This is a genomic window from Desulfallas thermosapovorans DSM 6562, assembly GCF_008124625.1.
In the GTDB taxonomy this organism is placed as follows: Bacteria; Bacillota; Desulfotomaculia; order Desulfotomaculales; family Desulfallaceae; genus Sporotomaculum; species Sporotomaculum thermosapovorans.
The window spans coordinates 72,726-99,324 of the sequence record NZ_VNHM01000009.1; the positions used below are offsets into that span (position 1 = coordinate 72,726).

Consider the following 26,599-nt stretch of genomic DNA (forward strand, 5'->3'; position numbering starts at 1 on the left):
AGATTAAATATTTATTTATACTTCAACGCATCGCGCAGCTTGATAAAGGCTTTTAATATACCCGTAGAAGCGTGCATCAAACTCTCTATATTTTGGGACGTGCAGTCATCGACCAGTTTTTGCCCGTATTCATGCACCTTACGATGCGGTTCATCAATTTCCTTAAACGCCTCTATGTGACCGTAACGCTCCCTGTTCTCATCATACCATTTGCCAAAGGCGCATTCGTGATAATTGGTTACCCTGGTACCGTTTCCTGCTTCTGATATTATTTTTTTTAAGAAATTGGCATGGTCAACAAGTTTGTTGGCCAGGATGTTGGCAGTGGTACCGCTGTCTGAAATTTTAAGGCTGGGACCGATTATCTGCCCTAAATAATTGGATTCCCTGGTTAACACATTAATCACATAGTCCGTCGTTAAAGATAATTCTTCGGCCATATCGGATAGTTTCTCAGCTGTGGCCGTGTTCTCTTCCGTGGCGTTTGTTATATTCTCCACCATTGTGGCGCATTCCCCTACGTGGGCACTACTTTCCTGGATTAACTTATTCACTACACCAGAACTATCAATATAACGCTCAAAGATATCTTTAACATCATTAACGTTTTGAACAGTCAAGACCGACTTGGTATTCATATTATCTGAAATTTGTTTCACATTACCCACGGCTTGCTTTGTCTTCGCTGCTAATTTACGAACCTCCTCGGCCACCACATTGAAACCCTTTCCCGCATCCCCCGCCCGGGCCGCTTCAATAGCTGCATTTAACGCTAACAGATTGGTTTGGTCGGCTATATCGGACACACCCTGGGTTATATCATCAATATTTTTCACCTGGCCGCTAAGCTCTTCGGTATTATGTATCATATCCATTAAAACAGATTCCGTATATTTACCTTGTTCAAATAATGTCTCCATCTTGTTCACACTTTCTTCAGCTCCGCTGGCAACAGCCTGCATGGAAGCGTTAATTTGCTGTACTGAAGCCGCAATTTCATCGGACATAGCAGCCATGTTCTGGCTAATTGATGTGATATCGTGTGTTCTTTGGGCCAACTCCTTGATTTTTATAATAGATAAAAACGAATACAGCTCAGTATGGGCAAGGGAAAAATAGGCCAGAGAAGCAATAAAATCCGCATTATCACCCTCGATTTTATTTTCATGTCTATTTTTTGTTTGTTTAAAGAAAGCCATGGGACCCCTCCTATAGATTTCCACCATAAAAACTAACAACAAAAAGTTAGTTGTTGCTAATTTTTATATGTGAAGATATAATTCGCCAAAGTTTTCCCTCCTTCCTGTTAATCGTCAAAATAAACTTGATAATTTACCATTTACAGCAACAATTTTTAAAATTAACTAAAGGCATATGTGCAAAATGATTATATACATTTGTTATGCTATAATATAGAATAATTAATGCACTGAAGGTAAAAGCCGGTATTGCCCGGCCAAACCATAACAGATTTACCGGCAATCATACAAAAGACGCGCGGGTACAAAGATACTGACAGGAGTGATAAGACGGTGGATAAATACGCAGATATTTTTTTGTGCCTGGGAGTTTTTTTATTTTTTTTAGGAGGCGCGGCGCTGGCTTTTAGCACAGTTGCCAGTGACAGCCCGTTATTACCCGTAATAGCTATTCTATCAATAATCTTGATCGCTATTGGTGGTTTTCTAAAAAAAAGAACTTTTAAAGGGGATGACCATTGAAGATATCCGCTATTGACAAAAACATAAATAAGGGGTTTAAAGCCAGTGCGGTAAAGGTAAACAAAGGCAAAGAATTTCAGGACTCCCTGGACATGGCTAAAAAAAACCAACAGCAGTTGGAAATAAGTAAAATGATTAAAAAAATCAAGGAATCCGGTGAAAGATTAAAGAATACCCGCAGCATTGTTGACGTAAGGGTTTATAAGCAGTATATTGCCGATTATTTAAAATATGTATTGAGCTATTGCTATTCTGTAACCCATTCCCACGGGTACCAGGGTTTGCTTTCCAGGGTGGAAATTATAAATAAAAAGCTGGAGGAATTAACCCAGGAAATATTAATCCAGCAAAAACAAAACATCGCCATAGCAAGTCGAATAGATGAAATAACCGGTTTACTAATTGACCTGCATACCTAAAGACTTGTGCAACACTCGAAAGCAACATATTTAAAAAGTCTGTTCGAAAACATGTTGAATTGACATCACTGACGGTGCCAGGTGTTAAAAGTTTGAAAGTCAATATCCTTTTTGGGGCACAAAACGCTATGAAAGAATTTTTTTCAAGCTTTCACACCCGTCATCAAGGCCGGTACGGAAGGCGCCCGCGATATGTGGGCGCCTTCCGTATTTGAAAGATACGGTATTCCCCCCATTCACTGCCAGTACTTTCTTTCCATACTACGGTATTGTATTGCCTCGGCAATGTGTTCCGCACGTATGTCTTCACTTGCAGACAGATCCGCCAGGGTTCGGGCTACTTTGATAATTTTGTTATATGATCTGGCGCTCAGACTCAACCGTTCAAAGGCTGTACGGAGCAACCCGGCCCCTTCCTTATCCATCCGGCAATACTTCTTCAATTGCGCCGGGCTCATAACGGCATTAACTGCGTCCGGGCCGAAACGGCTATATTGAATTTCTCTGGCCCTTTGCACCCTCCTGCGTATGGTTTCCGATGCCTCCCCCGGCGGGCTTTGCACCAAATCGTCATATGATAGACGAGGTACATCGATATGCAGGTCTATTCGATCCAGCAACGGTCCCGATAACCGGTGTAAGTATCTTTGCACCTGTCCGGGGGTACAGTTACATTCCCTTTCGGCGTCGCCCAAAAATCCACACGGGCAGGGATTCATAGAGGCCACCAGCATTATTCTGGCGGGATAAGTAACCGAGGCATGAACCCGGGAAATGGTAACTACACCATCTTCCAAAGGCTGGCGCAACGATTCCAGGGCGTCCTTTTTAAATTCGGCAACCTCGTCAAGAAAAAGTACCCCCAGGTGGGCCAGGCTAATTTCACCCGGCCTGGGGTATTTGCCTCCCCCCACCAGCGCCGAAGTGGATATATTGTGATGTGGAGAACGAAAAGGGCGTTCCGTTACCAGCGGCTTGCCGGGCTGCAGCAATCCCGCCAGGCTGTACAGATTAGTTACTTCCAAAGCCTCTGCCAGCGACAATTCCGGCAGTATACCAGGCAACCGGCGGGCCAGCATGGTTTTTCCCGAGCCCGGTGATCCCAGCATCAAAATGTTATGCCCGCCGGCCGCAGCCACTTCCAGGGCACGCTTCACGGCCAGTTGTCCACGCACCTCTGACATATCCGCTATGACACGGCGACCATTCCAAAATTTATGCGTATCAACAGCATGCGGTTCTATGGGTTTCTTCCCTTGCAGGTGGCGGATTAAAGAAATTAGATTGGTAGCGGGGTATACGTTGATTCCCTGAATTAATGCGGCCTCGTCGGCATTTTCGGCGGGCACGACCACTTGCCCACAGCCATCATAAGGAAGTAGCGAAACCCGGGGTAGTACCCCGTTTATGCCCCGGATAGAACCGTCCAGGGACAACTCACCTAAAAAGACATATCCGTCAACCAATCCATAGTCGATTTGCTCCGTAGAGGCCAATATGCCCAGAGATATGGCCAGGTCATAAACCGGGCCCTCCTTTTTTAGATCCGCCGGGGCAAGATTCACTGTGATACGCTTGGCCGGGAAAACAAATCCGGCGTTTTTAATAGCCGCCCGGACTCTATCTTTGGCCTCCCGCACCGCAGCATCCGGTAAACCCACGATTTCAAACGTTGGCCCGCATTCCAGATGCGAACACCGTTAAATATACAAATAAACATCTCGCTGAATATCCTCCAGGGTGACCACTGTGAACCTGATCTTCGCCATGTTTTCTTCTTTTAGAATCTTATTTATCTGTTCTTGTCGATCAGTTACTACCAACACCCGGGGGAATTGATAAACGCCATCTGGTGAAGGTTGCGCCCACCACTTATTTACCCAGGCTTTTGATTGATAATATACTGTGTACTTTGCCACCTTGTCAAATTTATTATTGCTTGCACCCCGATCCACCTCGATAAACACAGGGTGCAAGCGTTTTTTCACAGTGTTTTTCAATACCACCAGAGCATCAGCCAATAGGTGGTCATCTCCCCATTGACAGAAGTATTCCCGCTTAAATATTGTCTACTATCCTGTAATGATCTTACTGGGGCTTGCTTCAATGGCATTACTTATGATTATTCCGGAGTTTATTGCTTACTTATTCGGTGCGGCTTGTATTCTAGGTATAGTTGTGTGGCCTTGTATTAAACTGCATGAATGGTTAACTAGTAGAAAGCAATACAAAAGGGGGGTTTAGTGCCCCCTCTTTATTTTAACCTTTCCTTACCCAAAGCAACTCTGGCCGTATTGGTTGCCAGTTTATTTAATTTGGTTAGCTCGGCCCGTTTGCGCTGCGGGGACATTGTTTTACTGTTTAAAATATCCCGCTCACGTTTTCTTAAATCGCTCAATCTGTCGGAAACTTTTCTAAGGCGCTTTAACTCGCTCATACTAAAGCCTTTCGGTGGCTTTTGCTTTAAGTTCTTTATTGTCTGGTATTGCCTTTCCAACTCGTCCAATCTTTCATAAAAATCATTTTCGCTTTGGGTATTATTATAGGCGGTCGTCATTAGTGCTTTCAGTCCTGGTATTTCTTCCATGGTTAACGCCGGCCTGGAGGTACGATCAAGCACACCAAACACCTCAGCCAAACCCTCGCCAAGCTTAATTGTATACATACCCAAACCACCGGTATAGCCGCGGATTGTATTTTCAATCTTGCGCGGTGACATATTTAGCAATTCGCCCAATTTCTTGGCTGTTTCCGTTGTATATACAGTAAATTGCTCACTGGGCTCTATCTTTTGTTCGCGCTGCGGCACGATGGGGCGTTTCATAAAGAATGAATAGTTAGATTGTGCTTCGATAATTGGTAGAAGCGCCGTAGGCAGGTAGCCGGGCAGCATACCTTCCAGGACCGTTTTGCCTAATTCATCAAACGCCTTAGGGTCCTTGCTATCTATCCACTGTAAAATACGTTCCGGTACGGTACCAAATAAAATACCCATCTCGAAGGGTTTGGGTATCCGCCATAGATGCTCCTTTGTTGGGATAATCCAGAACATATCCTTTTGCCACTGCGGTAACTCCTGATAGCGTGGGTCATTGCGGTTGTGTAGATACAGCAACACACTTGGCGCGGTAATGGACAAAGCAGTCCTAACGCTCGTTTGTAGTGGCTTTTCTATAAACTGCCGTCTTATTTTATCCGCACCCTGAAGCGCGGCATTAAAAAAGGCAATAATTCTGTTTACTTGTTTTGTATGTGCCCCGTGACGCCCAAAGTCAATAGATACATCCCTGGAGGCGATTGCCGCTTCCAATGGATTAGCTCCACTCTTTACGCCTTTGCTAAACTCGCCAAGCCTGGTACCCAGCTCGGTAAACTCGGAAAGTGATCTTAACATTTCCAGGTATGTCTTTGGATTCACCACGGTTATTATTTTATCCTTGGTTGACCTGGAGTTTTTAAACATCTCACGGATGTTCTTTTGTAGGTAATCCCGATCAATACTCACCAGTGTAGATTGTGCGCCTCCGGAGTTCATCCACTGCCAGTATAAGTCATCTTTTTTAACCGCATGGAATACTCCCTTAACTGTATCCCAGCCAGGAATAAAACCATATTTTGAGTTTATAAACGCCGAAAACCCGTCACGAATAGGGTTTCTGACCATAAAGTCAGGTGACAAAACAGCACCGGCCCGCAACCATGAAGCCGGGTAACTAAGTATTTGCACCACTGTATTGGTAGATTCCTTGTCTAATGCTAATGTGGCCCGGTATAAATCAGGGTCAAGTTGATAGTGCTCTGGCTCGCCATTGCGGAATACCTTGAGCACGTTTTCTTTGCTGAAACGGTTGCCGTCAACCTTTTCCACGAAGCGGCCCAGGCCATCCCCTTGCTCGGCAAGTTCTACAATGGCCCGGCCTACCTTGTTTTTCTCCGCTATATTGGTGAATAGATAGGTGTTTTTAATAATGGATTCCAGCGGGTCAAGTATATCCCTGGCGGAACCTTTCATCTTTTTAATCGGGTTATTTAAATTAGCATACCCGCCCCTGGATAACCACTCGGTAACTACAGCGGGGTCGTCGCTAAATTCCCGGTAAAATGGTATATAGTTTGGATACGCTTCCCGCATAGCTTTGATGGAGCCTTTCTTCATAACCCCTGCATCAGCCAGCATTTCAAGCAGGTTATCCTGGTACTTAACCAAATCATTAAGGGTATCCTGATATTTTGCCGGGGAATTATTGATAACTTCCAATGCATCCTTATCTGCAATGCCGGTTTCCTTGCCCTGTGCTTTGACCTCCAAGGAGTGCTTGGCCACGATATAGGCCCGGAAATCATCTAATTCGTTCTCAACGGTTTTTAGTATTTCGTCTAAAGACTTACCCACTTTTTTGCCGTCTTTATCCATTGGGCCATGTTTTAGCAGTGTTTCCGCTTTACCCGCCCAACCACGGGCAAGCCAGGCTAATTTATAGGGGTCTTTTTCAATCGGCAGGTCTTTAACACCCACCTGCCTTACAAAGCCTTTTAGCGGGTGCACTTCATCGAACGTCATTGTGTATAGGCTATCCAGGCTCATTTTGCGGCTGCTTTTTTCGCCTATAGACATACTACCGAGTATCCTTGCTTTTGCCGGCTGGTTGTACCAGGTGTAAATATCCCTTTGCGCTGTCCTTAGGGCATCGTCAATATCCTTATTAGCTTTAATCTTTTGCTCAAAGCTGGCAAAGAATTTAGGCGCGGCTTTCTTTGCAGCGGCTTCATCTGTAAGGAATAGCCTCACAAATTCAGCTACGCCCTCTGCTCTTACCTGTTCCGGGGTATAGTTTGGCAGAGAGGTTTGCTTGCCCAATGCCATTAACTCGCTATCAAAGGCCGAATCCGCTAATTTAAGTTGCTTGTCAAGAAAGTGCCCAACTTCGTGGGATATGGCGGGTATGTCATTAGCAATACGGCTCCTGATTACCTCCGGCTTAATTTTAAATATACCCAGCGCCTTTTGTTTGAATCTACCGGTACGAATTGGTACGTTAAGTTTTTCGTCAAGGAATTTGATTATATCCCTGCGTTTAACCGTTTTGTCTGTTTTACCCCCGCCAGGCGGTGGTGCGGCTGGGCTTGCCATAGCCTGCACCCCATCATCAACGGGCGTGGCACTGGCACGCTTTTGTTTTTTCCTAGCCTTGACCTTCGCTGCATCGGTAGCACCTTTAGCCGCTACCTTAGCACCTTTAGGCGCAGCCTTTGTTTTTGTCTCGCCAGCTTTAGGTTCCTTAGTGGTCTTTACTTTATTAACCTTTGCCTTGGCTTTCTCTACTTTGGCAGCCTTTGCGGTAGCTTTCCTTTGCATCTGCTCATACTCAGCTCTAAGTCCCGGGAAATCAGGAAAGGCATCAATAACCTTGGCTGCTCTCTCCGGGTTATTGGTCCTTCTAAGGATAACCCGTGCGGCTGCTAGTTCAGCCTTGCGTGGGTTAATCGCTTCCGCCGGCTGCGGTTGCTCCGCTACCCGCGGCGCATTGGCCTTTCCCCGTTGTGCTTTCTCAATACGCTTAACCAAGCTTTTAAATTGCGGCTTTAGTTCCGGGTAGGTATCCAGTATCTTAGCCGCCCGGTCCAGGTTTTTGGTTGTATGCAGGATGCCCCGCGCCGCGTTTAATTCAACCACCGGCTTGTATGACTTACTTTGCTGCGGCTTGGCTGCTGGCTTACTATAATATGCTTTTTGTTTGGCCACAATATATTCCTGTACAGGCGGCAAATCCATGCCGTCAATGGTTTTTGTGCCCCGCGTCAAGTTATCATCAATAATTAGTTCAATCTTTTTGCTTAGCGCGTTATTTTCAAGTCCTTTATCGTGCACCAACTTGCCAAGCGCTTGCCCTATTTCAACATAACTTGCACCTGTCTCATCTTTTATCCGTTCAATTGATTCACTTGTTAAACGTTTAGTACCACTGAAGAATGCTTCACCATTATATTCGGTATAGGTACGCTCGCCCTTAATGGTGTCCATAACCTCGCCCATAAGCCGGTTAGCTTCCTGCCGTATAAATGGCGCAAGTTCAGGATGTTCGTATGATGCTGCCTTGATGGAACGCCTGCCTACTTCGTCGAAGGTACGGGTATCTAATGGAGTATCTGCTGTCTTACCTGTAAGTAATTTTCTTTCGGGCACACCTTTCTGCCAGATGCTTGTATCAACCTTACCTGTGAGCAGTGGCACATTAACCACATTATCCACCTGTTGCCTTGCTGCCGCCTCTGCTTGTGTCATGGGGAGCTGTGCCGGTTCGGTAAAGCCACGCTGCCGTATTACCCCGCCAGTGTCGCTGCCCCATTCAGGTAGCCGCAGATCGCTACCAGCAGGAAGCACGAGCCTTTCTTGTATGCCAGGTAAAGCAACTCTTTCTTGCGGACCAGGTAATGCAGGAGTATTTAATCTGTCAGCCTCGGTAACCCTTACAGGATTACGCAAGTCAAGATTACGGATAGTATTAAGCTGCTCAGCTTGATTGGCCGCCCTGGCCGCCCTGGCCAGCTTCGGCATCCTTGCAACGCCATGTGTGGCCGCACCCAGCAGAGCATTTACGGCTGCCGCTACACCCATATCCTGCAGTGACATGGGACGGTTGTTAACTAAAGCGGCCGCACCTTCATAGCCCACAGCACCACCAGCAAGCCCTGCTGCCGTATTTAGTATTGGCCTGGATTTTACGGCCTTGGGCAGCACCTTTTCGGTCGCCTTTGTACCGAGGTTAAACAGATTGGCACCTACGTTTACAGTACCGGCGGGATTGGCGGCAAAGCCCATTAATGAACCCCAAAGGTCGGCAGTAATATCACCGGCTGTACTGCCGGTGCTTACTATATCCGGTCTATCTTGTAAGGTCATAATCTCGCTGCCGGTCTGCCCGGCTCGTTCAAACCAGGACAGGTCACTAAGAGCGCGGATAGGCGCGGTTACGGTTTCCGCTATTTTGGTGAAGGTTGGGTGTTTGGCCGCAAATTCCGGATTAACGTTATCCACAGTCGAAACGTATTTAGACTTGGTAGCTGTAGGTGTAGGTGCTGCCTTTGGTGGCGTATATGGCTTTGCGTACTGCTCCTGGAACTGCTGCAGGTAACTTGTCTTTGGTCGCTGGGTGCCTCTTGATACCGGCTTAATAGTCGATAAGTCGCCCAGGCTATTTATAATTGAGGACACATAGTTCCTGGTCTCGGCAAACGGTGGTATGCCGCCGTATTTCTCCACGTTTCCAGGCCCGGCATTATAGGCGGCCAAAGCAAGGTCAACGCGGCCAAACTTGTCCAACTGTTGGCGTAGGTATTTGGCCCCGCCCTCAAGGTTCTGCTCCGGGTCCCACGGGTCGGTGACGCCGAGGCTTTTAGCCGTACCGGGCATGAGCTGGGTTAAACCCATTGCACCGGCGGGGCTTTTGGCCTTTGGGTTAAAGTTGGATTCTTTCTTTACCAGCTCACGTAAAAGCTTTGGCGGCAGACCGTATTTATTCGCTTTTTCATAGATGAGCAAATCAAGGGATGCCATATTAACCACCTATCATATCAAAGTATCCACGTATGGGATCGCCTTCCACCTGATACTTCCTTACCCAGGGTTCTTCGCTGTATTCAGCATTTTTGGCTTCTTCCAGTAGCCTGTCGTAGGTGCTCTTACCCAATAGCCTTATAATGTCTGTGGCGTTTCTCTCCAAGCTGGCTTTATAATCTTTGGGGCTGGCATAGTATTCACGTAATCCGTACAGGTCGGCCTCATAATCGTTTTTGGTGTAGTTGGCAGTATCTTTACCGCTTGATTCGTAAGCCTTAAACGCATCAATAGCCACTCTTTGAGTATCCAAACCCAACTGTGCGTCCTGGTAAGCTTTCTGCTGTTCAAGTTCCTGTTTCGCTAAAGTGGGAGTACCGGCTGGAAACGGTATATAAACCGGGTTCTTCGCCCGGTGCGACCGTATTGCATTTAGAACGCTGCCTAAGTTCTGCTGCCACGTTTTATTGGGCACCTCATCGCCGTAAGACACTCGCTGGTTGTCTGGCACCACATACACCGGAGGGTTAGTGCGCTGCTTTGCGTTTACAGCCGAATTTACCAGCTCATTTTGAGGTTGCCTTGCATTTGTCAGTAAGCCTATCAACTCGTTAATATTGGCCACAGTAGCCACCTCCTATTTAAAACAAACCAGCAAGCGCACTTTCGGGGATATACCAGGCCCCGTTCTGGTTATACCCACCCATATTCTGCAACTGACTGGATGAATACCTTTTCCCGTTGATAATAACTTCCTTGGTTGCCGGATCCCAGTCAATACTGGCCCCTCGCTGTGCAGCGTAACTACGAATTGGCACCGCTGCTGCAGCAGAACTCGTCTGAGGTAAAGTAGCTTCCGGGACCTGTCCCATAACCTGAGTCCAATCCAGTGGCTGTGCCTGCCTCTGCGCCTCGGTTAACCCAAAATAAGGCAATAGATTAAGACTATACTGCTGGCCAAACTGCTGTGCCTGGGTAGCCATTTGCATAAGGTTTCTGGTTGCGTCCATAACCTGCTGCCAGTTGCCGACAGCCTGGGCCTGGGCAAGGTTCCGTAGTTCAGCCAACCGGTTAGCCTCTAAAGTGCCCAACCTTTCGGCAAGCTGTTCTCTTTTCTCCCCGGCCTGTTGTTCAGTAAGCGCCAGTGCCTGGGCAATAGCATTTAACGCCGCCGTTTTCTTGGCTTGCTCAGTGGTGGCCTGCTCCATGATCGGAGCCTGCTGTTTATTGGTAAGCCATTCCACGGCCCCCGACCGGCCCCCGCCACGGGCGATAGCACTTTCCAGTGCCCGGGACGCCGCTTCCTGCAACATCCGGTTCACCGTGTCCTCAAAGCCGGCATAATTCGCTTCAATCTCCTGGCGTTGACTAGACGCCGCAGTCCTGGCCTGTTCAAGTGACCGGTCGATAGCTTGCAACAGCGGATTAATCTGCAAATTCGCCCACTGGCTGGCCTGCTGGGCCAGCTCCTGCTCAGACGGTGGTTCGTACTTCGGGAATTGGGACAAAGCGTCCCGGTACATCTGCTCATAGGGCATCAGGTACTCTTTTAGCGGGCCTGTTAGTTGGCCCAACACATCATCCATGCTTGTGGGCTTGTTATATACCGGTGCCGGGGAAGTGTTGTATTTGGGCGTTGAATTACTTGGCTTAGGGTAGCTTGGTTGCGATGAAGGTGTGCTACCCCCTACCCAGCCCTTGGATGTGCTCCATCCCGTTCCTGATGCAGTGCCCGATTTTAACTTTTTAGCCGCTGACAATGCCTGCTGACCGTAAGGGTCTTGTTCAAGATACTTATAGTTGCTGGCCGGGACAAACTGACCGTTCTTGTAAATATTGCCCTTGCTGTCCACAGAATAACTATGAGCCATGGTATTTAAACACCACCTGTGGTAAAATTTGTTCATAAAGGAGGGATGTCTATGAAAATATGGCAAAGAAAACTTGCGTTGGCGTTGGTTTTGGTAATGGTGTTCATGTGTGTTAGTCCGGCAGTTGCTGTTATACCAAAAGATGCACTGGATGAAGTCACAAAAGGTGGTAAAAAGAGCACCGACTTAATTACCCACAGCATTATTGACCTGGTTTACGTTTCTAGCGGCTCGGTGACAACTTACACATATAAAGGCGCTAACGAAGAATTAACCATTAACAAATTTACCGTTACCCCGCAAAGTCCCACATCGGCAAGCCAAAAAATAACACCTTTTGTTTTTGAGTTAACCAATCAATATAGACCGGAAACGGATATAGCCGTCACAGCAGTAGGGCCAGACGACACAGTACACACTTATACCTACGGGAAATATAAAGATAATGCCATGTTGGCTATTATCACCGGATTACCCGATTGTCTAGGTAACCCACCTGTCCATCTTGATAAAAGATCGAGTTCATGGACAAGTAAGTATTCCCCGGAAGAAATGACCAAAGAACCTGTTGTTTCGTTTGTGGTGACCACTTTTGCATTAGATAGTACCACATACACTGTCACTAGCGATTCCGGCACAGTTGAAACTAAAACTATGGATGTGGAACCAATCGTGCAGGATGAAAGAACTTTCGTTCCGATACGTTACCTCTCATACGCCCTGGGTGCGACTGAAGATGATGTCGCCTGGGATAATGTCGCCAAAACAGCCAGTATAGAAATCGGCGAAATCACCGAAACATTAACAGTCGGATCAACTACCTTACTGGTTAACAACAATCCCGTTGAAATGGACACCGCCCCGTTCATCGAGAACGGTCGGGTATTTTTACCGGCCCGGTGGATAGCTGAACCTTTTGGTGCGGAAGTCGAATGGAACACCGAAGGTCAGCAAACCATTATAAAGATTCCTTTGCTACCGGATCAGGAATAACAGGAGCAGGGTCAATTACTGGCTCTGCTTTTTCATCCAGAGCATCAAGCATTGCCTTAATTTCTTCTGCCCTGCGCTTTAAAGATTTTACCTGCCTTACTATGCTTGCCAGCTCTATTTTAAGAGATTGTTTTATCTCATTTACTCTGTTGGTATCGGTAACTTGTATTTCTTCTTTTCTTATAAATACACCTTTTTCGGCATTAAACTCAATCCGTTTACCCATCATAGTAATTCATCCTCCCAACCGGAAGTTAACACCGTTTCATCAATTTCAATCTCTATTAGTTGCATGTATTCATCTTCCCAGTTAGACTCCAATAAGTCTAAATTATAATCGCTGTACGGCTCCAACCAATTATTTTCAAACCCTCTACGGAGAGCTGATAGTCTCCAAAAAAATTGTCCATTGCTTCCCGCTAGGTCACGGAAAACAAGATATGTGTCTCCTATTTCAGCTACATAAAGTCCAGGCATGGAGGACATATAAGGGGTGGCATGAACTAACCACCTATAATCATCACTATGAGGCACCACACATTCCAAGAATATCGGGTCAATTTCTACTTTGCACTCGCCGTTTTCAAGTTGCGCTATATCTTCAATTTCAAACCTGATATCTGGAGATTCCCTGGCAGACAGTATCCTTCTTCCATAATTATCTGTGAATTGAACAGCATTTTTTTCACCTGTTACATAAAGATTTTCAATATCTGCGTCACCATCTACCTCTAGGTAATCATACACTCTAGTAAACATTCCAAAGTTTTTAACACCTAAAGTTATACGGTCCCCAATAAGTATCAAATCTTTATGATTTGTATTATTATCCTCAGCACTTATAACTAATCCATCACCCAAACCATATGGGCCTGTATCTTTGTACGCCGCAATGTATCCTTTTCGACTACCATCGTTTGCATCATAAAACTCTACAATACCGCCTGTACCTCCGGTTATACCGATATTCTGTGATGTCCATATGTTTAACGCCGGTTTATTGTTTCTGATTACTTCAATAGGAGAATTACCACTACCTATTTGTACATAACTGGAAGACGCTTCATCACCAGACTGGAATCTGGTACCAAATATTTGTGATCCTCTTATTATACTACCTTCTATTTCTCCGCTCTTACTGGCAATACCAAACTTGCGAATACTTGGTTGTAAGTGGCCGTCGCAGGACATGAGGTAGGTGGTTGCGTCGTCCACCGAGAGGGGGAGGCCGCTGTTATACTCCGCCTGGTGCTCGGCCAGGGTGCGCAGGATATTTGAGAACCTAACATCATGGATGATACCATCTGCCTGCCCATGTCCACCGGTGAAGTAGCCTATACACATCTCAGTTGGCATGGTTCCTGCTGGTGGCACATAGCTACTGGTGCCGATCAGTTGACCGTTCTTCATCAGATAGAACGTCGACCCATCCCCAGTAATAGTTATGTGATACGTCTTACCTGGTACCAGAACCTCGGAATCCGTGATAAAGTATGTGACATTCTCACTGCGCAACCTTGCCTGCAACCTACCATCTGTCATGACATATAGCGCATAGTTGTTGGCTAGGTCAGGATACCCGAGATCTATCCTCCATAGGTGTGGTGTGTTAGCCATACCCCAACTACACGTTGGAGTATATATCATGTCCATGGCCCATGCACCAGGATTGAATACGTTCTCCGTGGGCACATTAAGCTTCTCTCCGTACCTAATGCCATTCACAAAGGAAGTGGCCATAGGGAGAAGCTCAACCTGCACGAAATCAACTTCAATCGGTCTCTTTGAGAACGAGAATATCCTGAAGTTGAATGAGCTCGGAGGAGTACCCGTATTCATACCGTCACGTTTAAACGTGGCGAATGTTGTGCATATCTGGGTACTTGGTATAGTCAACTGTTGGTCATTGCTGTCATAACCAGTCCCTGAGAAGTCCACATACAAAGATCCATTTGCACCCGGATCAGACTCGTCTGTGTACCTAGCCCTCACGGAGAATGACACTGCTGTGTTAGCTGGCACATTGGTCATTACGCACTGCGCTATAGCCACGGATGAACCATCTGGGCTTTGCAACCTTAACTTACCACCAGATACAGAAGTATTGGGATTCAGGCTCCACCCGGTTGCATCTGAGAAGTCTGCTGTGGCCCCAGCATTGGTTTTGACAAGGTTGGAGGTGCTTTCCTCCACCATCACGCCCTGCTGGACATAGTAAACAGAAAAGTCAAGATAACGATCTGAACCAGTAGAACCGTGATGTCGCAACCCAACGCCGCCGCCCGTGAAGGTGGTGTCGGTGACGCTGATAACCTTCACGCCGTCAAAGTAGGCTTCGAGGCGGGAGCCGTGCAGGGTGAACTTGATTTGTTTGGACGTGCCACGGGGCCAAGTTACGTCAGCATAAGCCAACGATGTATACGTTCCGCCAACACGCTTATAAAGCCTAATATTTTGCGTTGGGGCAACCCCTGAATCATCATACAAGGCCAACAGGTAATAATTGTTGTTATCCTGATACCGTGCAATAATCCCGCCATCCTGCGCCTGGTCGCTGGTCAATACAATCTCACAGTCCTGCAACAGTAGGTCATTCTTTATCAGCGTTGCCTGACTACCACCCGTCCCCGTCAGCACCCCGCCTGATACCGCCCACGTCGCCGGACTATCCCCGCCGCTGGTATATTGCGAAAGCTGGTTGGTGTCGAAGGTGTCCTGCCATACCGGATAGGGTAAAGCGGTATACTCGTAACGGGGTTGGTCAGCCGCAACCTGCGTGCCGTCCTGCTTGTAGGCAACACTGTTGCGAGTGAAGGTGGCAGTTTGGGGGCCAAGTCCTTCGTAGTGACCTATCTGTACCACAGAATTGCCGGATTCATCCTTGCCTACAATATTGACGAGACCGGCAAGTATCTCACCGCCGATAATCTTGTTTCCAATTATACCATTAGCACTAATGTGGTCAGATGTGATTGCCCCAGCCATAATATGCTGGGCGGCTATAGCATTGGCCGCTATAGCCTCCGCCCCTACTGCCCCCGCCGCTATTTTATCAGAACTTATCGAACCAGCTAAAATCTTATTGCCCGTGATGGCATTAGCGGCAATAGCATCGGCCATGATGGATTCAGGGACAATCAACCCTCCATCAACCACAGAAGCTGTTGGAACAGTCATGTGGGTGCCATTTTTATTGAGTAAAACTAAAACGTCATCCTCGGTAAGTTCAGGTAATGTATTAGAAGACTGCAATTCATACGGTTTATCAAAATCCCACCAAACGTAAGTACCGTTTGTGTATCCATCAGCAATGTCATACATCATGCCCTGGTATCCAATGGATAAATTCTCCCACTGGATATATCCCGACTGTGGAGTGTTATCATAAACAACATACTTACCTTCTTTATCCCTAAGGGTCAAATCAAATGACAGTTTGCAAGTGGTATAACCATCTTTAGGTAGTGGTTGATTACTGACATAGGCATCGGCGATTTCTTCGTCAGTTAGAGCACGGTTAGAGATACGGAGGTCGTCGATCAAGCTTGAATAAACACTATTACTATCAAACCTACCAATTTGTGCTATTGAAGGCAATGATGATGGTAGGTTTGTAGTCACTTCAATCAATTTGACGGCATCAACATAAACCTTAGCCACAGTACCGTCCCAAGAAAGCGCCCAATAGTGCCATCCAGTTACGTCAGGTATACTTGATGATGAGTATGCGGTCCGTTGGGTGCCATCAAACCACGACAACAAAGCACGGCTATTAGCCCCAATTGAGACATAAAATTTCGGCCAAGCAGAAAATAATACATGGTTTCGATTAAACTCAAAACTCTTTTTACAAAAAAATTCAACCGTCCATGGCCCGGAATCAGTTAACACCTCTGCCGTAGGAATGGTCAATACTTCTGGGTCGCGGGTGCCTGGCGTGAAGGAGGTGGCGTATGATTTTAGCTCCACCTGAGGAAGTGCAAATTCACATTCCCCGGGTGCGTTATCTATCCATACAAAAACACTTCCACCACCAGACAATGTATTAGGAGAACCATCATGTGTAGTTGTAATGCGAACCCATTCACCTAATGGCAAGTCAGACAGGTTAAAAAACTTTTGACTAGTAATAAGCCCTCCGCCACTGCGTTGGGCATCAACATACATACATGCAATTCTACCTGTTGAAGATAACGCCCGCACATAAATCGAGTGGTTATAAACAGAACCAGTCATTCCAGAGAGAAAACCTTTTTTCCCGTATCGTCCCGTGCCTGTGTCTGTTTTCTTTAATCTTAATACTTTACCTCTTAATTCATCCTGTCGAAAATACATCTCACCGATAGATTCGCCATCAGTATAATTAACCCAACTTTCAAAATCTACCGTTGTTAACCTATTCGTCGTCCCTTCCTCCACCATTATGGCCTGACCAAACTTGCCATTCTCAAACCGGGGAACGTTGGGGCGAACCAGTGTACCGTCTGAAAGATAAGCATCTGAGTCTCTGGTAAAACTTGCTGTCACGGGCATTTTTTTTCACCACACTAATAAAGCATATGTTGTGCAATGTTTAGGTTGCTTTCTCCAATAGCACCTGCCCCTATTTTAGAGCCGGTTATAGCACCATCCTTTATGGCTCCTGCTTCAACAACGCCGGTTCCGAAAATAGAACTGTTATTTATAGCACCAGCCGCAATCTTACCAGCCTTAACAGCCCCATCAGCTATCTTGGCGTCCGTTACGGAATTACTAGCCAAAGCTGTTGAATTTACAACGCCGGAGCCAAACAGCGAAGCCGCATTTATAGCCCCTGAGGCAATCTTACCTGCTATAACCGCCCCGCTGGACAACTGTGCACTACCCACAGTACCATTCATCAATGCTGACCCAGAAATCAATTTTCCGGGTGCCAATAATACGTTCGGATGGCCACCCTCATTTATACAAACTAATACATCGTCCGCATCTAATTCCGGTTGTGTATCACTGGTTTTAAATTGTGTAGGAGTGTCATTATCCCAATAAATGTACTTCTTATCTGTATTACCATCTTGAATGGTGTGGTCTTGACCTTTGTAAACAATATGACACCCAGCCCAAGAAACACTTCCAGCACTTGGTGAGTTAGCTGTAAAAGAATAGCCGTCCAGTATGTGAGTTGCTAAATTCAAATCCCTTGAACCCACCCTGTTTACCGGCTTACCCTCGGCACGGTCAAGCACTTCATACAACAGATTAATTCTGTAATCAACGTCATGTAGTAAGGCTTTTAACCTGGAATCCAAAGCTTTTTCCACAGCCTTGTCGATACTGTTATCTTCAGAAATTTCGGGTTTAACATCAATACATTCCTGTTGGCCTGTATCAGAAGTATCTAGCATGGAATTAGACACTTCCTCAACCATCCGGCTAACCAGCTTTACTGCACCGTTTAACATTTTTTCGCGTTCACGCATAATCAAAGCCTGAGTGCTTTGTGGTAACATTATGTTCATTATCCATAACCCCCTAATACAGTCTATGAGTAGACCAGTTTGCTTTTTGATCTAAGACGGCCTCAGCCGCCAACTTCATATTGGTAATTGCCCCATCAGCAATGTGAGGGGTTTTAATGGCCCCGACAGCAATTTTTGCTTCGGTAACCGCCTGTTCAGCCAACTGCAATTCGTGCTGGAGGCCAACCAATTTATCACTCAGCTTACTTGTATCAAAAGTGCCATCCTCGTTAATACTACCTGACCTGTCCCACACATTGGCACGGGAAGGCAGATCCTTTACCGCCCCGCCGGTGGCTTGCTTGGCGTAAAGCTGTAACTGGCTTAACATCCGTTCCACTTCAATAAAACAACGCTGCACTGCCAAAGCGAAATCCTCGGGCCGGGTGTGGTCAAAAAACCTCACCGGTAACTGAAAAACATCCTGCTCACGTGCCATCTATAACACCTCCTACGAAGCCCTGCCAAACGGTTTGTAGAGCACCTTTAGGCCCCGCACTTCACAGCCGCCTAGACCTGAATACATTAGCTTAGGCTGCAGGTACCGTCCGTTATACGTGCTATAAAAGTTATACCTCCGCACCAGTTCATCCCCACCATCTGGCACCAGGGAAGCAAACTGGCCATAATCAATGGTCACCTGCAAGTCAACATCATTGGCGCCGGGGCTGTCCTGTATAAACGCCCGCAAAAAGCGATTCTTCTTATCCGCTTCACCGATAGCGAACGTCTTACCAACCCAGTACGCCTCAATAGGGTTACCAAAGTCATCCGTTCCCACATCCTGCTGGTTTACATTACCTGATACAGCATCACCACTGTATAACAATAGGCGCTCGCCATTGTTATACGCCTGAAAACAAGAAGCTTTTATACCACGCCAGGGCCAGAACTTGCCGCCCGCCGCCCCGTCAGCGGGTGGAATATAAGCTATGACTAAGTTGTTATGTAGGCTAGACCCCTCTGGAAGGGCAAACCAAACTAACCCATCCCATACCGTTACTGCAGCTTTATGTAACTGTTCCGTGTTGATTGTGCTCCATAAATTCGGAATAAACTCCCGAGACAAATTAACCACCCGCGCCCCGTTAAAAACGCATATTCCTTCATCGCTGACAAAATATAAATAGGGACCGTCAGCAGCCGCCGCAAAGGGACCGGTGCAACCCACCCGGGCGTCTACTTCATCCAGGCGGAAATCATCCAAGCTCGTTCCCCTCAGCACGCTCAGTGACCGGCGTTTAAAAATCACCAATTCCCCCAAGTGGCTGCGCAAGCAGGTAATTTTATCGCCATCACCTTTGCGTATGTCCCAATAATTCACTGCCTCCCATGTTTCAGGGGCAAAGCTATTTGACCACCTCAAAGTTGACGGCTCAGATGTTGGCACAGTAAACAGTTTCTCCTTGTGTAGTACGCAAAACTGGCCGTCCTCGGGCGCGCCGGCAAGTGTAGAAACATCAGCGCCGTCATATTTCCAAGGTGCATTCACACCGTTAAATGCTACCATGTAGTTTGCACAGGTTTCAAAACAAGTCAAAGCGCCGACATCAAGGCCCGTTTTAAGGTTTACAAAAGACTGCGTGTCCGGATCCCAATAGGCTACCACTCCACCGGCAGCCACCACCAATTTGCGGTTTTCGCCGAAAAAATCACCGTAGTAATAAGCATGTAAACCCTGCACAGGCCCTGGCAGTGCGGCAGTGTTAAGCCGGGCCTGGCCGGGGCGTGGTTTCATGCTGCCCACTTTCCTGCTTATGAAATTCTGGCAGTCCTTAGCTGCATTATCCGGCAACAGGTTATCATCAACCCGGTCAATAAGCCCTGCGGAAAAGTCCATGATCTCCCATTCCTGCACTGCCAATTTCAACTACCTCCAAACACGCACATTAACAAGCTTGGCATTTTTCTGCAACTGTGTCCTGACCCGTTCCAGCCTAGTCTGGTACTCTGAAAGCCAAGCCAGGGTAGCATTTTCCCCGGGGAAGTCCCGGGCCTCGAACCGGTAAGCTATATAATAAGCCAGTGCCCGGTGGAATACCTCCGGGCACTCCGGCACCTGCTCCCCATCAGCAAGGGCAATAGGCGGGCGGTAATAGCGCAAAGTAAACGTTCCATCATCTGCCAACCGGATCCGCTTCCTGTCCGCCTCCCAACCGTAATAATCGCATCCGGTACTGTCCCGTACCTCATATACTTTCAGGCAATCGGCGGGCAAATCGTTCCATACTCCTGCTACAGAAACGATAGCCTGTTCTTTAAACAGCCCAGCATCAACGCCCATATCCTCCAAGGCATCGTTTAACCAGCCAAGACCGTCCGCTGTATCCATTGCTTTTTTTAGCAGCCGTTCGGCCGTATATGTGATAATCTCCTGGGCAGTCATTCTAAACCACCCCTTTAATAAACTCCTTAACCCTACTTATCCGAATGGCATAGTTTTGGTTATCCCACGAATGGTCAAGTGCTATTTTGTGTGACGGTACACCAATAAGCTCACCCTTGGCATTCAGCATAGCCCCACCGCTATTGCCCGGATTAATCCGCGCATCTGTTTCAATATAATCGCCACGGTCATTATGGCTCACAATCCCAGCAGTAACGCTTTGCCATTCACCGCCGGGATTGCCCAGTACAAGGCAAAACTCACCGTGTATCGCCCCGTCAGCCAGTTTTAAGGGCGTATACTGGCGGTCAATTTGCACCAAGGCGAGGTCAATGTATTCGTCCCTCTTGATTACCTTGCCCTGCATCTTGCCAGTATCCGAGTGGTTATCATGAGTATCCACGGAAACGGTGGCATTGTTGCCCACCACATGAGCGTTGGTTAAAATTATAGATGGTGACACAAAACTACCACTGCCAACTGTTTGATATTGCCCGCCCTTAGCCCAAATTCGCACCACCGAAGGCAAATACTTTTTCACCATATCCGGTATCTTCCACACATTGTCTAACATAGCATGTTGCCGCAGGTCCATAATCCAGCCCTGCTCACGGGTCAGCGGTTCCTTGGGGGCCAGATATAAGCCATCTTCACGCTGAATACCGGCCACCAAGCCGAGTTCAACAGCTTTTTTGGCAAGGTCAGGGTACCAGCATTTATCTAAATCCTTAAAACTCATTCCTTCACTCTCCTGTAAACGTTTTTGCAATACATCCCAGGGAAACAGGCGGCCCGGACAAGCCGTGGCTATTAAATGCTTGTGCCCCACTATATTTGCATCCGGGTAAAGCTGCTGCAAACTCTTAACTAATCGCACCAGCGAATCAACCTGTGCTGTGGTTGGCCTGTGATGCTCAAAGCTCCCGGTAAGACAAATGCCCAGCGAAACGCCGTTTTTGCCTAGCACATGGGCACCTTCGGCCCAATGTGGGCGGCCTTCCTCAGCTGTACCGTCAGCACGGATAATGTAATGATAGCCAATACCAAGCCATCCTTTAGCCAAATGCCAGCGGTGTATTTCCGCGGCCGGGACATCACCGCTGGCACTGTGGTGCACGACTATATAATCAGTTGACTTACGCTTATTAAACTTGGTACCCTTTGGCCATTGAAATAGTCTTATACTCATTTCGCACCACTGCCTTTATTTTTGAGCTGTTCAAGTGCTTCGTGTAACGGTACCGGGATAGACACCCCCGCTCGGCCCAAGTTTTCAAGTATACTTAAGCCCTCATTTGCTATGTAAAACCATATGGCCAGGCTGCGAAGTATATCCTGCCCGGTAACTTGGTCCAACCAGTAAGCAACAGCAATGGGTACAAATAAAAGGATTTTCTTTGCAATGCCCTTGAATCCAGTGTTGCTGTTTAACTCTCCCTGGTACCATGCCGCCACCAGGCCGGTCAAATAATCGCATACAACGAATATGACCAGCACTTTTAATGCCATGTCCCAGCCTCCTAGAAAAGTGGTAATTGCGGTACCGACCGCAATTATTACCCGCTTAGCGGCGGTCAGGTAACTGGCCAGACTATCCATCGGCATTGCCTCCGTTATCCTTATCGTAGTTGTCGTCCTGCTTATGCGTCCTCATGTGCGCTGCCAGCGCCTGTTGACTTTTGAACACCTTGTCACACCCCTCCACCGGGCAAAAATGCACATCTACAGTCATAGCTCCGGAAGGGCTCTCCACCTCGGTCAGCGTGCACCCGTAATCCTGATGCTCCCGCAGGTATGAAATAACCTGCTCGTCTTTAGTAGACAGCCTACCCCGCTCAAACTTTGCTACCTTGTCGCTTTCCGGTATCTTGTATCTAATCCCCTGGTATGTGCTAATAAACTGTGCCATCTAAACCACTCCTTTAGGATATTTCACGTGAAATAAATATAGGGCGGGCGATTACCCGCCCCACCTTTTAGCCAGTAGCGTTTTTAATCGTCATATGGGCTTTTTCCACCCGGAACTCCAACCCGGCCTCGGTTAAATACTCGTCCAGGAAGCCGTCTACGTCCGGGGCCTGAATATTACGCCGCAACTTGGTATCCCGCAGTGCACGGAAGGACACGTATTTCATGTCAATGACAAAGCTGTGGTAGGCGTAATACTGCTCCAGTATGCGCGAAGGTGCAATCACCAAGCGGCCATGCGGCGAGATATACTCTTGCAGATCCAGACCGTACTCCTTGGCGCCCTGGGAAACCTGAAGCTTATCTTTGGCAAAGCCGTTGATAATGGACACCATACGGGGAGAGGCTACCAGCACTTTACGTTTGGTGCCGTACTTAAACACGGGTTCACATACGTTCTGGTCAAAGTCAGCTTCGGTCATTTCCCCGCCGGCATCGTAAACGTTTGTGGTAATGAACTTTTCAATGCCGCGGCTCATGCGCCGTTTGTTCGTAGCGTCCTCTTTCCGCTCACCGAACAGCAACATTCGCTCCAGGGACAACCGGTGATCCACACCCTTGTCCCTGGTCAGCCGCGCCCGCTCCTGCTCGTTGGTCACCTGTTGCTCCGCCAGCACCGTGCCGGAACCTCCAAAAGTTGTACGTGTAATACCGCAGTAGTTATACATCTTGACAGGTTGCAGAATTTTTTCTTGCGGCGCGCTGGACCGTTCCTCCATCGCGTTACCCAAGCACAATACGTAATCATCGTCGTTAATGGCCGCAGCTGCCGTTTCACCGTACCCGCGCATAACAGTAATAGTGTTGGTGCCAGTGTTGACAGCGCTGACAAACATAACCTCACCGGTGCGCGGGATTTTTAGGATATCCTTGGGAGCAAAAATTGAAGCATCGTCCACCACAATATCAGTGGCGGTGTCATCATAGCCTGCCCCACTATTCACCTGGGTCCAGTAGCCATATACGTCCTCTTCCCACCAGAAGAACTGCGCGGTTTGGGTGCCTTTCTTCCGGCTTTGCAGTAACATAACAGTCCAGGGGGTTTCGTCCGGCATATACCGGGCAATATCACGGGCAACGTCAAGGTCCCGCCGTTGTGTATCTAAATCAAAGGTCAATACAGGCGGCATTTAAACCACTCCTTTAGAAATCAAACATTTTCCTCTTTCCGTTAAAATCGCCAAAAATCGCTTTACGCATCTTTTCTTCCTCGGTTTCCGGCTTCGGCGGCTCGCCTTTGCCGCCCTTCGGCATGGCCGCCGCCTGCTTAGCTGCCGCTGCCTGGGCAGCTTTATCATCACCGGTGGCTTTACTTACTTTTGCCTCCAATCGGGCTATCTTTGCCTGCATATAAGCCTTTTCCAACCAGCCGGGCTGGTTAATGAGGTCGGGCTTAGCTTGCAGAATGGCCGCCATGTCATTGGCATACTCAACTGCATCCGGCACTGCCGACATAAACTGCTGCACTTGGTTATTAACTATCTGCTGCTGTATAACCGGCATAACCGGCCCAAGGCGCTCTTGAAGTTTCCGATCAGCTATTTGTTCAGCCAGCTCGGTTACAACCTCGTCCGGGGCTTCCATCAATCGCTCAATTAGCTTTTCCCGGTATTCCTTCGGGTCTTGCTCCTTCGGCTTGGGTGTCAGCATTGCCTTTAGCTCATCAAGCTGGCGCTTTAGCTCCGCCTTCTCTTGGCGGTCGTTGTGGAATCCTCGTTCAGCTTCCTTGTAGGCAGCTTCCAGTTCCTCAACGGTCTTATATTTACCGGCGTAAAGTTTTTCCGGTTCCGGGTCTTGCTCCGGTTCTTCCGGCGGCGTGTCCGGGTCTTGCTCCGGGGCCTTCTTCAGTTCCGGGTCATTATCGTTGTTGGGGGCGGGATCTCCGGTATCCCCACCAAAAATATCCTTAATCATTTGATCATCAGTTGGCATATTTAGTCTCCTTTCTGCAGCGCCTCGCGGTATCTACGTAGACGGTCTTGCAGGTATGTATTGATTGCCCTAAACCCGGCTATCTCTCCTTGCAGCCGAGCCACCCGGGCTAAATCCACAAATTCCTTGCGCTCCAGGTCCTTCAAGCGTGCCCCAATCTGGTCTTGGATGTACTGCTCCACATATCCCCATCCAGCAGACCGGGCCATATCCTCCAGGGCCTGGCCAATTTGCATATCTTGGCTCATTTCTTCTTACGCCCCGCTTTCTTTAGCGCGGCTACCGCAAACCCGGCCATCTGCTGGTCTTGCACCTTTTGTTTGCCTTTCGGGGGTGCTTTCTTACCCTTGGTTACCTTGCGGGCCACCCTGCCCACCTCCAATCATTTGCAGTAGTGCTGCCAACTGATCCGGCCCCATCGGTGGCGCTGCCCCTGGCTGCTCCGGAGGTGCGCCCGGTGGAACTCCCGGCGGTACCATTGCCGCTAACTGCTGCTGAGCAAGCTCCTCGGGTGTTAGCAGGAGCTTATCTACCGACCGGATATCATAGCTCTGAATGAGTAGCCTAATCAATTCGGGTATCTTAACATGCTGCGCAACAAGCTGGTTTTGAGATACAATCATAAGTAGCTCGTTAAGCTGTTGCCGGCGAATTTCCTTATTGGCCATCGGGTCAACGCTGCTGCCCGCCGGTGCGTAATCATGCTCACCAAGGATTTCCCACGGCTCGATCCGCTTCCACTCCATGCCCTGGTCACCATACACCCGCACCAGCCGGGCCTGGTCGATGAACTGCTGGTTGTTGCAATCCATGAGGTAGGCCATACGCTTCAGACAAAGGGCCTCGTACAGCATCACCTTTACGTCGAACCTGAATCCGGCACTGGTGTTCTTGGTAACCACTTCCGTGGCCGTCTGCTTTCCGGGTGGTTCAGCACCCCGCACCACCGCCGGAACGCCAATCACGTTCTCCATGTCCTCCTTGATGATTCGCTCCTCGTTATAGCTGCTAGAGGTTACGTCATTCATGCTCAGCTCGGTTACGTCATCCGGGCTATCCACCCATACAACGCCATGGGGCCTGGAAATAAGCTCGTTCGGGTTTATATCCGCTGACCGGCGCACCTTCCACATGCGGTTTAGCACCAGGCTCACGTTGTCAATGCGCTGGTTCCGCGTGGTGTTAAGCTCGTGCTGCAGGTGTTCAATAAGCTGCACCGCACTCAGTCCGTAAAACTCGCCCGGCAACGGGTCAAAGCTGGTCGCAATAAACGGTTTCTTGCCGTGCCGGTGGTAAGGGTTCCGCCCATCATAAAGGGTTTCTGTGCGGTTCACCAGCAAAGCGTGCCGGTCATCCTCCCAATAGTGCAGCACCTCCATGAGATACCCCTTCTTGGGCTCCCGCCAGTACCCTTGCGTACTATCGCTGCCAAGGCCAATAGCAGCAAGCCGATCCTCCCGGCCATCCTGCAGCTCACCGGCAGCACCGGCCAGGGCGTTCCAGTCCTGCGGCTCGTATACTTTGCCGCCACCTGCCCGCTTGAGTAAAGCTAATTTTGCTTGCAGTTCCGGCACCGTCAGCCATTCACGTTGAAAGCAGAACCGGCAGGAATCTATATCCCGCCCCCGGGGGTCCGGCCAGAAGTCGAAGAAGTCCACCGGTTGGAAATCATTGTCGTCATACTCCGCAACCTCTTGCTCCACTTCCTCCATGACTATAGTCGGCTGGGCCTGCGCACCCTGCAGTGCTGCCCGCACCTGGTCCATGAACGTAGGGGGGATAAGCTTTTGCTGCTTGGTCTTAACTTTGCGTACCTCGTAGCGCCAGCCAATGGAGGCAATGGCCGCCGGGTACACTAGGAAACAGGTAATGAAATCGTAGAACGCCGGGATAATGGCCGCTAGCTGGTCATCCAGGATAGCGCCGGCAATCTTTGCTTTGGCCTCCATCTCCTGCAGTTGTTCCGGTGATACCGCCGCCCTGGGCCTGGGCAGGAAGTCAATGTATGGCCTGCTACTGAACAGTGCTTTTAAGAACCGGCTCCGGAGTGTGTCTATTTCCTCATAGGTACGCGGTATGTGCAGGTTTGACCGGCCCTGCAATGCCTTCGGCAGCGCATCACGCCAGCCAACGTATAGCTTATACCACTCCAATGCGCGGGTATCGTATTGTTGCCTCCAGGATTCAGCATAGTAGAAACGCTGGATTAGTTCTGCAGTTGTCTCCCGGGAATCATAAATGTCCGGCATGGCGGCC

23 protein-coding genes are annotated in these 26,599 nt (G+C 48.3%); 3 read left to right on the forward strand and 20 right to left on the reverse strand.

Features of this window, described 5'->3' with window-relative positions; translation table 11 throughout:
- Positions 1 to 11 precede the first annotated feature (11 nt).
- The gene (locus LX24_RS09145) at positions 12 to 1,199 is read right to left on the reverse strand and encodes a methyl-accepting chemotaxis protein (protein ID WP_207706575.1); all 1,188 of its coding nucleotides are present in this window, start codon (positions 1,197 to 1,199) and stop codon (positions 12 to 14) included.
- A gap of 333 nt (positions 1,200 to 1,532) precedes the next feature.
- On the opposite strand from LX24_RS09145, the gene LX24_RS09150 reads away from it, so the two are divergent.
- Both LX24_RS09150 and LX24_RS09155 read left to right on the forward strand, forming a co-directional pair.
- Positions 1,533 to 1,721 carry a hypothetical protein gene (locus LX24_RS09150; protein ID WP_166511850.1) on the forward strand — a complete coding sequence of 63 codons (189 nt, stop codon included), beginning with the start codon at positions 1,533 to 1,535 and terminating at the stop codon, positions 1,719 to 1,721.
- Positions 1,718 to 2,140: a YaaR family protein gene (locus tag LX24_RS09155; RefSeq protein ID WP_166511851.1), complete on the forward strand. Its 423-nt coding sequence runs from the start codon at positions 1,718 to 1,720 to the stop codon at positions 2,138 to 2,140. The genes LX24_RS09150 and LX24_RS09155 overlap by 4 nt, the downstream gene beginning before the upstream one ends.
- A gap of 236 nt (positions 2,141 to 2,376) precedes the next feature.
- Here the strand turns inward: LX24_RS09155 and LX24_RS09160 are convergent, their stop codons facing one another.
- From LX24_RS09160 to LX24_RS09180, 5 genes are all read right to left on the reverse strand, one after another.
- Positions 2,377 to 3,828, reverse strand: a complete 1,452-nt coding sequence (locus LX24_RS09160; RefSeq protein ID WP_166511933.1) for a YifB family Mg chelatase-like AAA ATPase — start codon at positions 3,826 to 3,828, stop codon at positions 2,377 to 2,379.
- A gap of 12 nt (positions 3,829 to 3,840) precedes the next feature.
- Positions 3,841 to 4,161 carry a hypothetical protein gene (locus tag LX24_RS09165; protein ID WP_166511852.1) on the reverse strand — a complete coding sequence of 107 codons (321 nt, stop codon included), beginning with the start codon at positions 4,159 to 4,161 and terminating at the stop codon, positions 3,841 to 3,843.
- A gap of 233 nt (positions 4,162 to 4,394) precedes the next feature.
- Entirely contained in the window at positions 4,395 to 9,695 is a 5,301-nt protein-coding gene (locus tag LX24_RS15135) for an LPD38 domain-containing protein (RefSeq protein WP_166511853.1), read from the reverse strand.
- Between the two features lies 1 nt (position 9,696).
- Positions 9,697 to 10,320, reverse strand: coding sequence for a hypothetical protein (locus tag LX24_RS09175; protein WP_166511854.1), 624 nt, complete (start codon positions 10,318 to 10,320; stop codon positions 9,697 to 9,699).
- Positions 10,321 to 10,336: 16 nt separating this feature from the next.
- Positions 10,337 to 11,566, reverse strand: coding sequence for a hypothetical protein (locus LX24_RS09180; RefSeq protein WP_166511855.1), 1,230 nt, complete (start codon positions 11,564 to 11,566; stop codon positions 10,337 to 10,339).
- A 51-nt stretch (positions 11,567 to 11,617) separates the two neighbouring features.
- Between LX24_RS09180 and LX24_RS09185 the strand changes: the two genes are divergently transcribed.
- Complete coding sequence (locus LX24_RS09185) at positions 11,618 to 12,559, forward strand: copper amine oxidase N-terminal domain-containing protein (RefSeq protein ID WP_166511856.1); 942 nt, start codon at positions 11,618 to 11,620, stop codon at positions 12,557 to 12,559.
- Here the strand turns inward: LX24_RS09185 and LX24_RS09190 are convergent.
- From LX24_RS09190 to LX24_RS09250, 14 genes are all read right to left on the reverse strand, one after another.
- Entirely contained in the window at positions 12,525 to 12,788 is a 264-nt protein-coding gene (locus tag LX24_RS09190; RefSeq protein WP_166511857.1) for a hypothetical protein, read from the reverse strand. The two genes, LX24_RS09185 and LX24_RS09190, sit on opposite strands and share 35 nt — an antisense overlap.
- Positions 12,785 to 17,092: a LamG domain-containing protein gene (locus LX24_RS09195; protein WP_166511858.1), complete on the reverse strand. Its 4,308-nt coding sequence runs from the start codon at positions 17,090 to 17,092 to the stop codon at positions 12,785 to 12,787. The genes LX24_RS09190 and LX24_RS09195 overlap by 4 nt, the downstream gene beginning before the upstream one ends.
- A 14-nt stretch (positions 17,093 to 17,106) precedes the next feature.
- Positions 17,107 to 18,057: a hypothetical protein gene (locus LX24_RS09200; RefSeq protein ID WP_166511859.1), complete on the reverse strand. Its 951-nt coding sequence runs from the start codon at positions 18,055 to 18,057 to the stop codon at positions 17,107 to 17,109.
- Positions 18,058 to 18,070: 13 nt separating this feature from the next.
- Positions 18,071 to 18,496 (reverse strand): hypothetical protein, encoded by a 426-nt coding sequence (locus tag LX24_RS09205; protein WP_166511860.1) that lies wholly within the window; start codon positions 18,494 to 18,496, stop codon positions 18,071 to 18,073.
- Between the two features lie 12 nt (positions 18,497 to 18,508).
- Positions 18,509 to 19,921 carry a hypothetical protein gene (locus LX24_RS09210; protein WP_166511861.1) on the reverse strand — a complete coding sequence of 471 codons (1,413 nt, stop codon included), beginning with the start codon at positions 19,919 to 19,921 and terminating at the stop codon, positions 18,509 to 18,511.
- Between the two features lie 6 nt (positions 19,922 to 19,927).
- Entirely contained in the window at positions 19,928 to 20,443 is a 516-nt protein-coding gene (locus tag LX24_RS09215) for a phage adaptor protein (RefSeq protein WP_166511862.1), read from the reverse strand.
- Position 20,444: 1 nt separating this feature from the next.
- A complete protein-coding gene (locus LX24_RS09220) occupies positions 20,445 to 21,632 on the reverse strand; it encodes a trypsin-like peptidase domain-containing protein (RefSeq protein WP_166511863.1) in 1,188 nt (395 codons plus the stop codon).
- Entirely contained in the window at positions 21,629 to 22,042 is a 414-nt protein-coding gene (locus LX24_RS09225; protein WP_166511864.1) for a phage holin family protein, read from the reverse strand. Before LX24_RS09225 ends, LX24_RS09220 begins: the two co-directional genes overlap by 4 nt.
- A complete protein-coding gene (locus LX24_RS09230) occupies positions 22,035 to 22,352 on the reverse strand; it encodes a C2H2-type zinc finger protein (protein WP_166511865.1) in 318 nt (105 codons plus the stop codon). The genes LX24_RS09225 and LX24_RS09230 overlap by 8 nt, the downstream gene beginning before the upstream one ends.
- 67 nt (positions 22,353 to 22,419) lie before the next feature.
- Positions 22,420 to 23,541 carry an SU10 major capsid protein gene (locus LX24_RS09235; RefSeq protein ID WP_166511866.1) on the reverse strand — a complete coding sequence of 374 codons (1,122 nt, stop codon included), beginning with the start codon at positions 23,539 to 23,541 and terminating at the stop codon, positions 22,420 to 22,422.
- 13 nt (positions 23,542 to 23,554) lie between these two features.
- Positions 23,555 to 24,343: a hypothetical protein gene (locus LX24_RS09240; protein ID WP_166511867.1), complete on the reverse strand. Its 789-nt coding sequence runs from the start codon at positions 24,341 to 24,343 to the stop codon at positions 23,555 to 23,557.
- Between the two features lie 2 nt (positions 24,344 to 24,345).
- Positions 24,346 to 24,591, reverse strand: a complete 246-nt coding sequence (locus tag LX24_RS09245; RefSeq protein WP_166511868.1) for a hypothetical protein — start codon at positions 24,589 to 24,591, stop codon at positions 24,346 to 24,348.
- On the reverse strand, positions 24,588 to 24,710 hold the full coding sequence (locus tag LX24_RS15140) for a hypothetical protein (RefSeq protein ID WP_279233198.1): 123 nt from the start codon (positions 24,708 to 24,710) through the stop codon (positions 24,588 to 24,590). The genes LX24_RS09245 and LX24_RS15140 overlap by 4 nt, the downstream gene beginning before the upstream one ends.
- Positions 24,685 to 26,592: a portal protein gene (locus tag LX24_RS09250; protein WP_166511869.1), complete on the reverse strand. Its 1,908-nt coding sequence runs from the start codon at positions 26,590 to 26,592 to the stop codon at positions 24,685 to 24,687. Before LX24_RS09250 ends, LX24_RS15140 begins: the two co-directional genes overlap by 26 nt.
- Positions 26,593 to 26,599 lie beyond the last annotated feature (7 nt).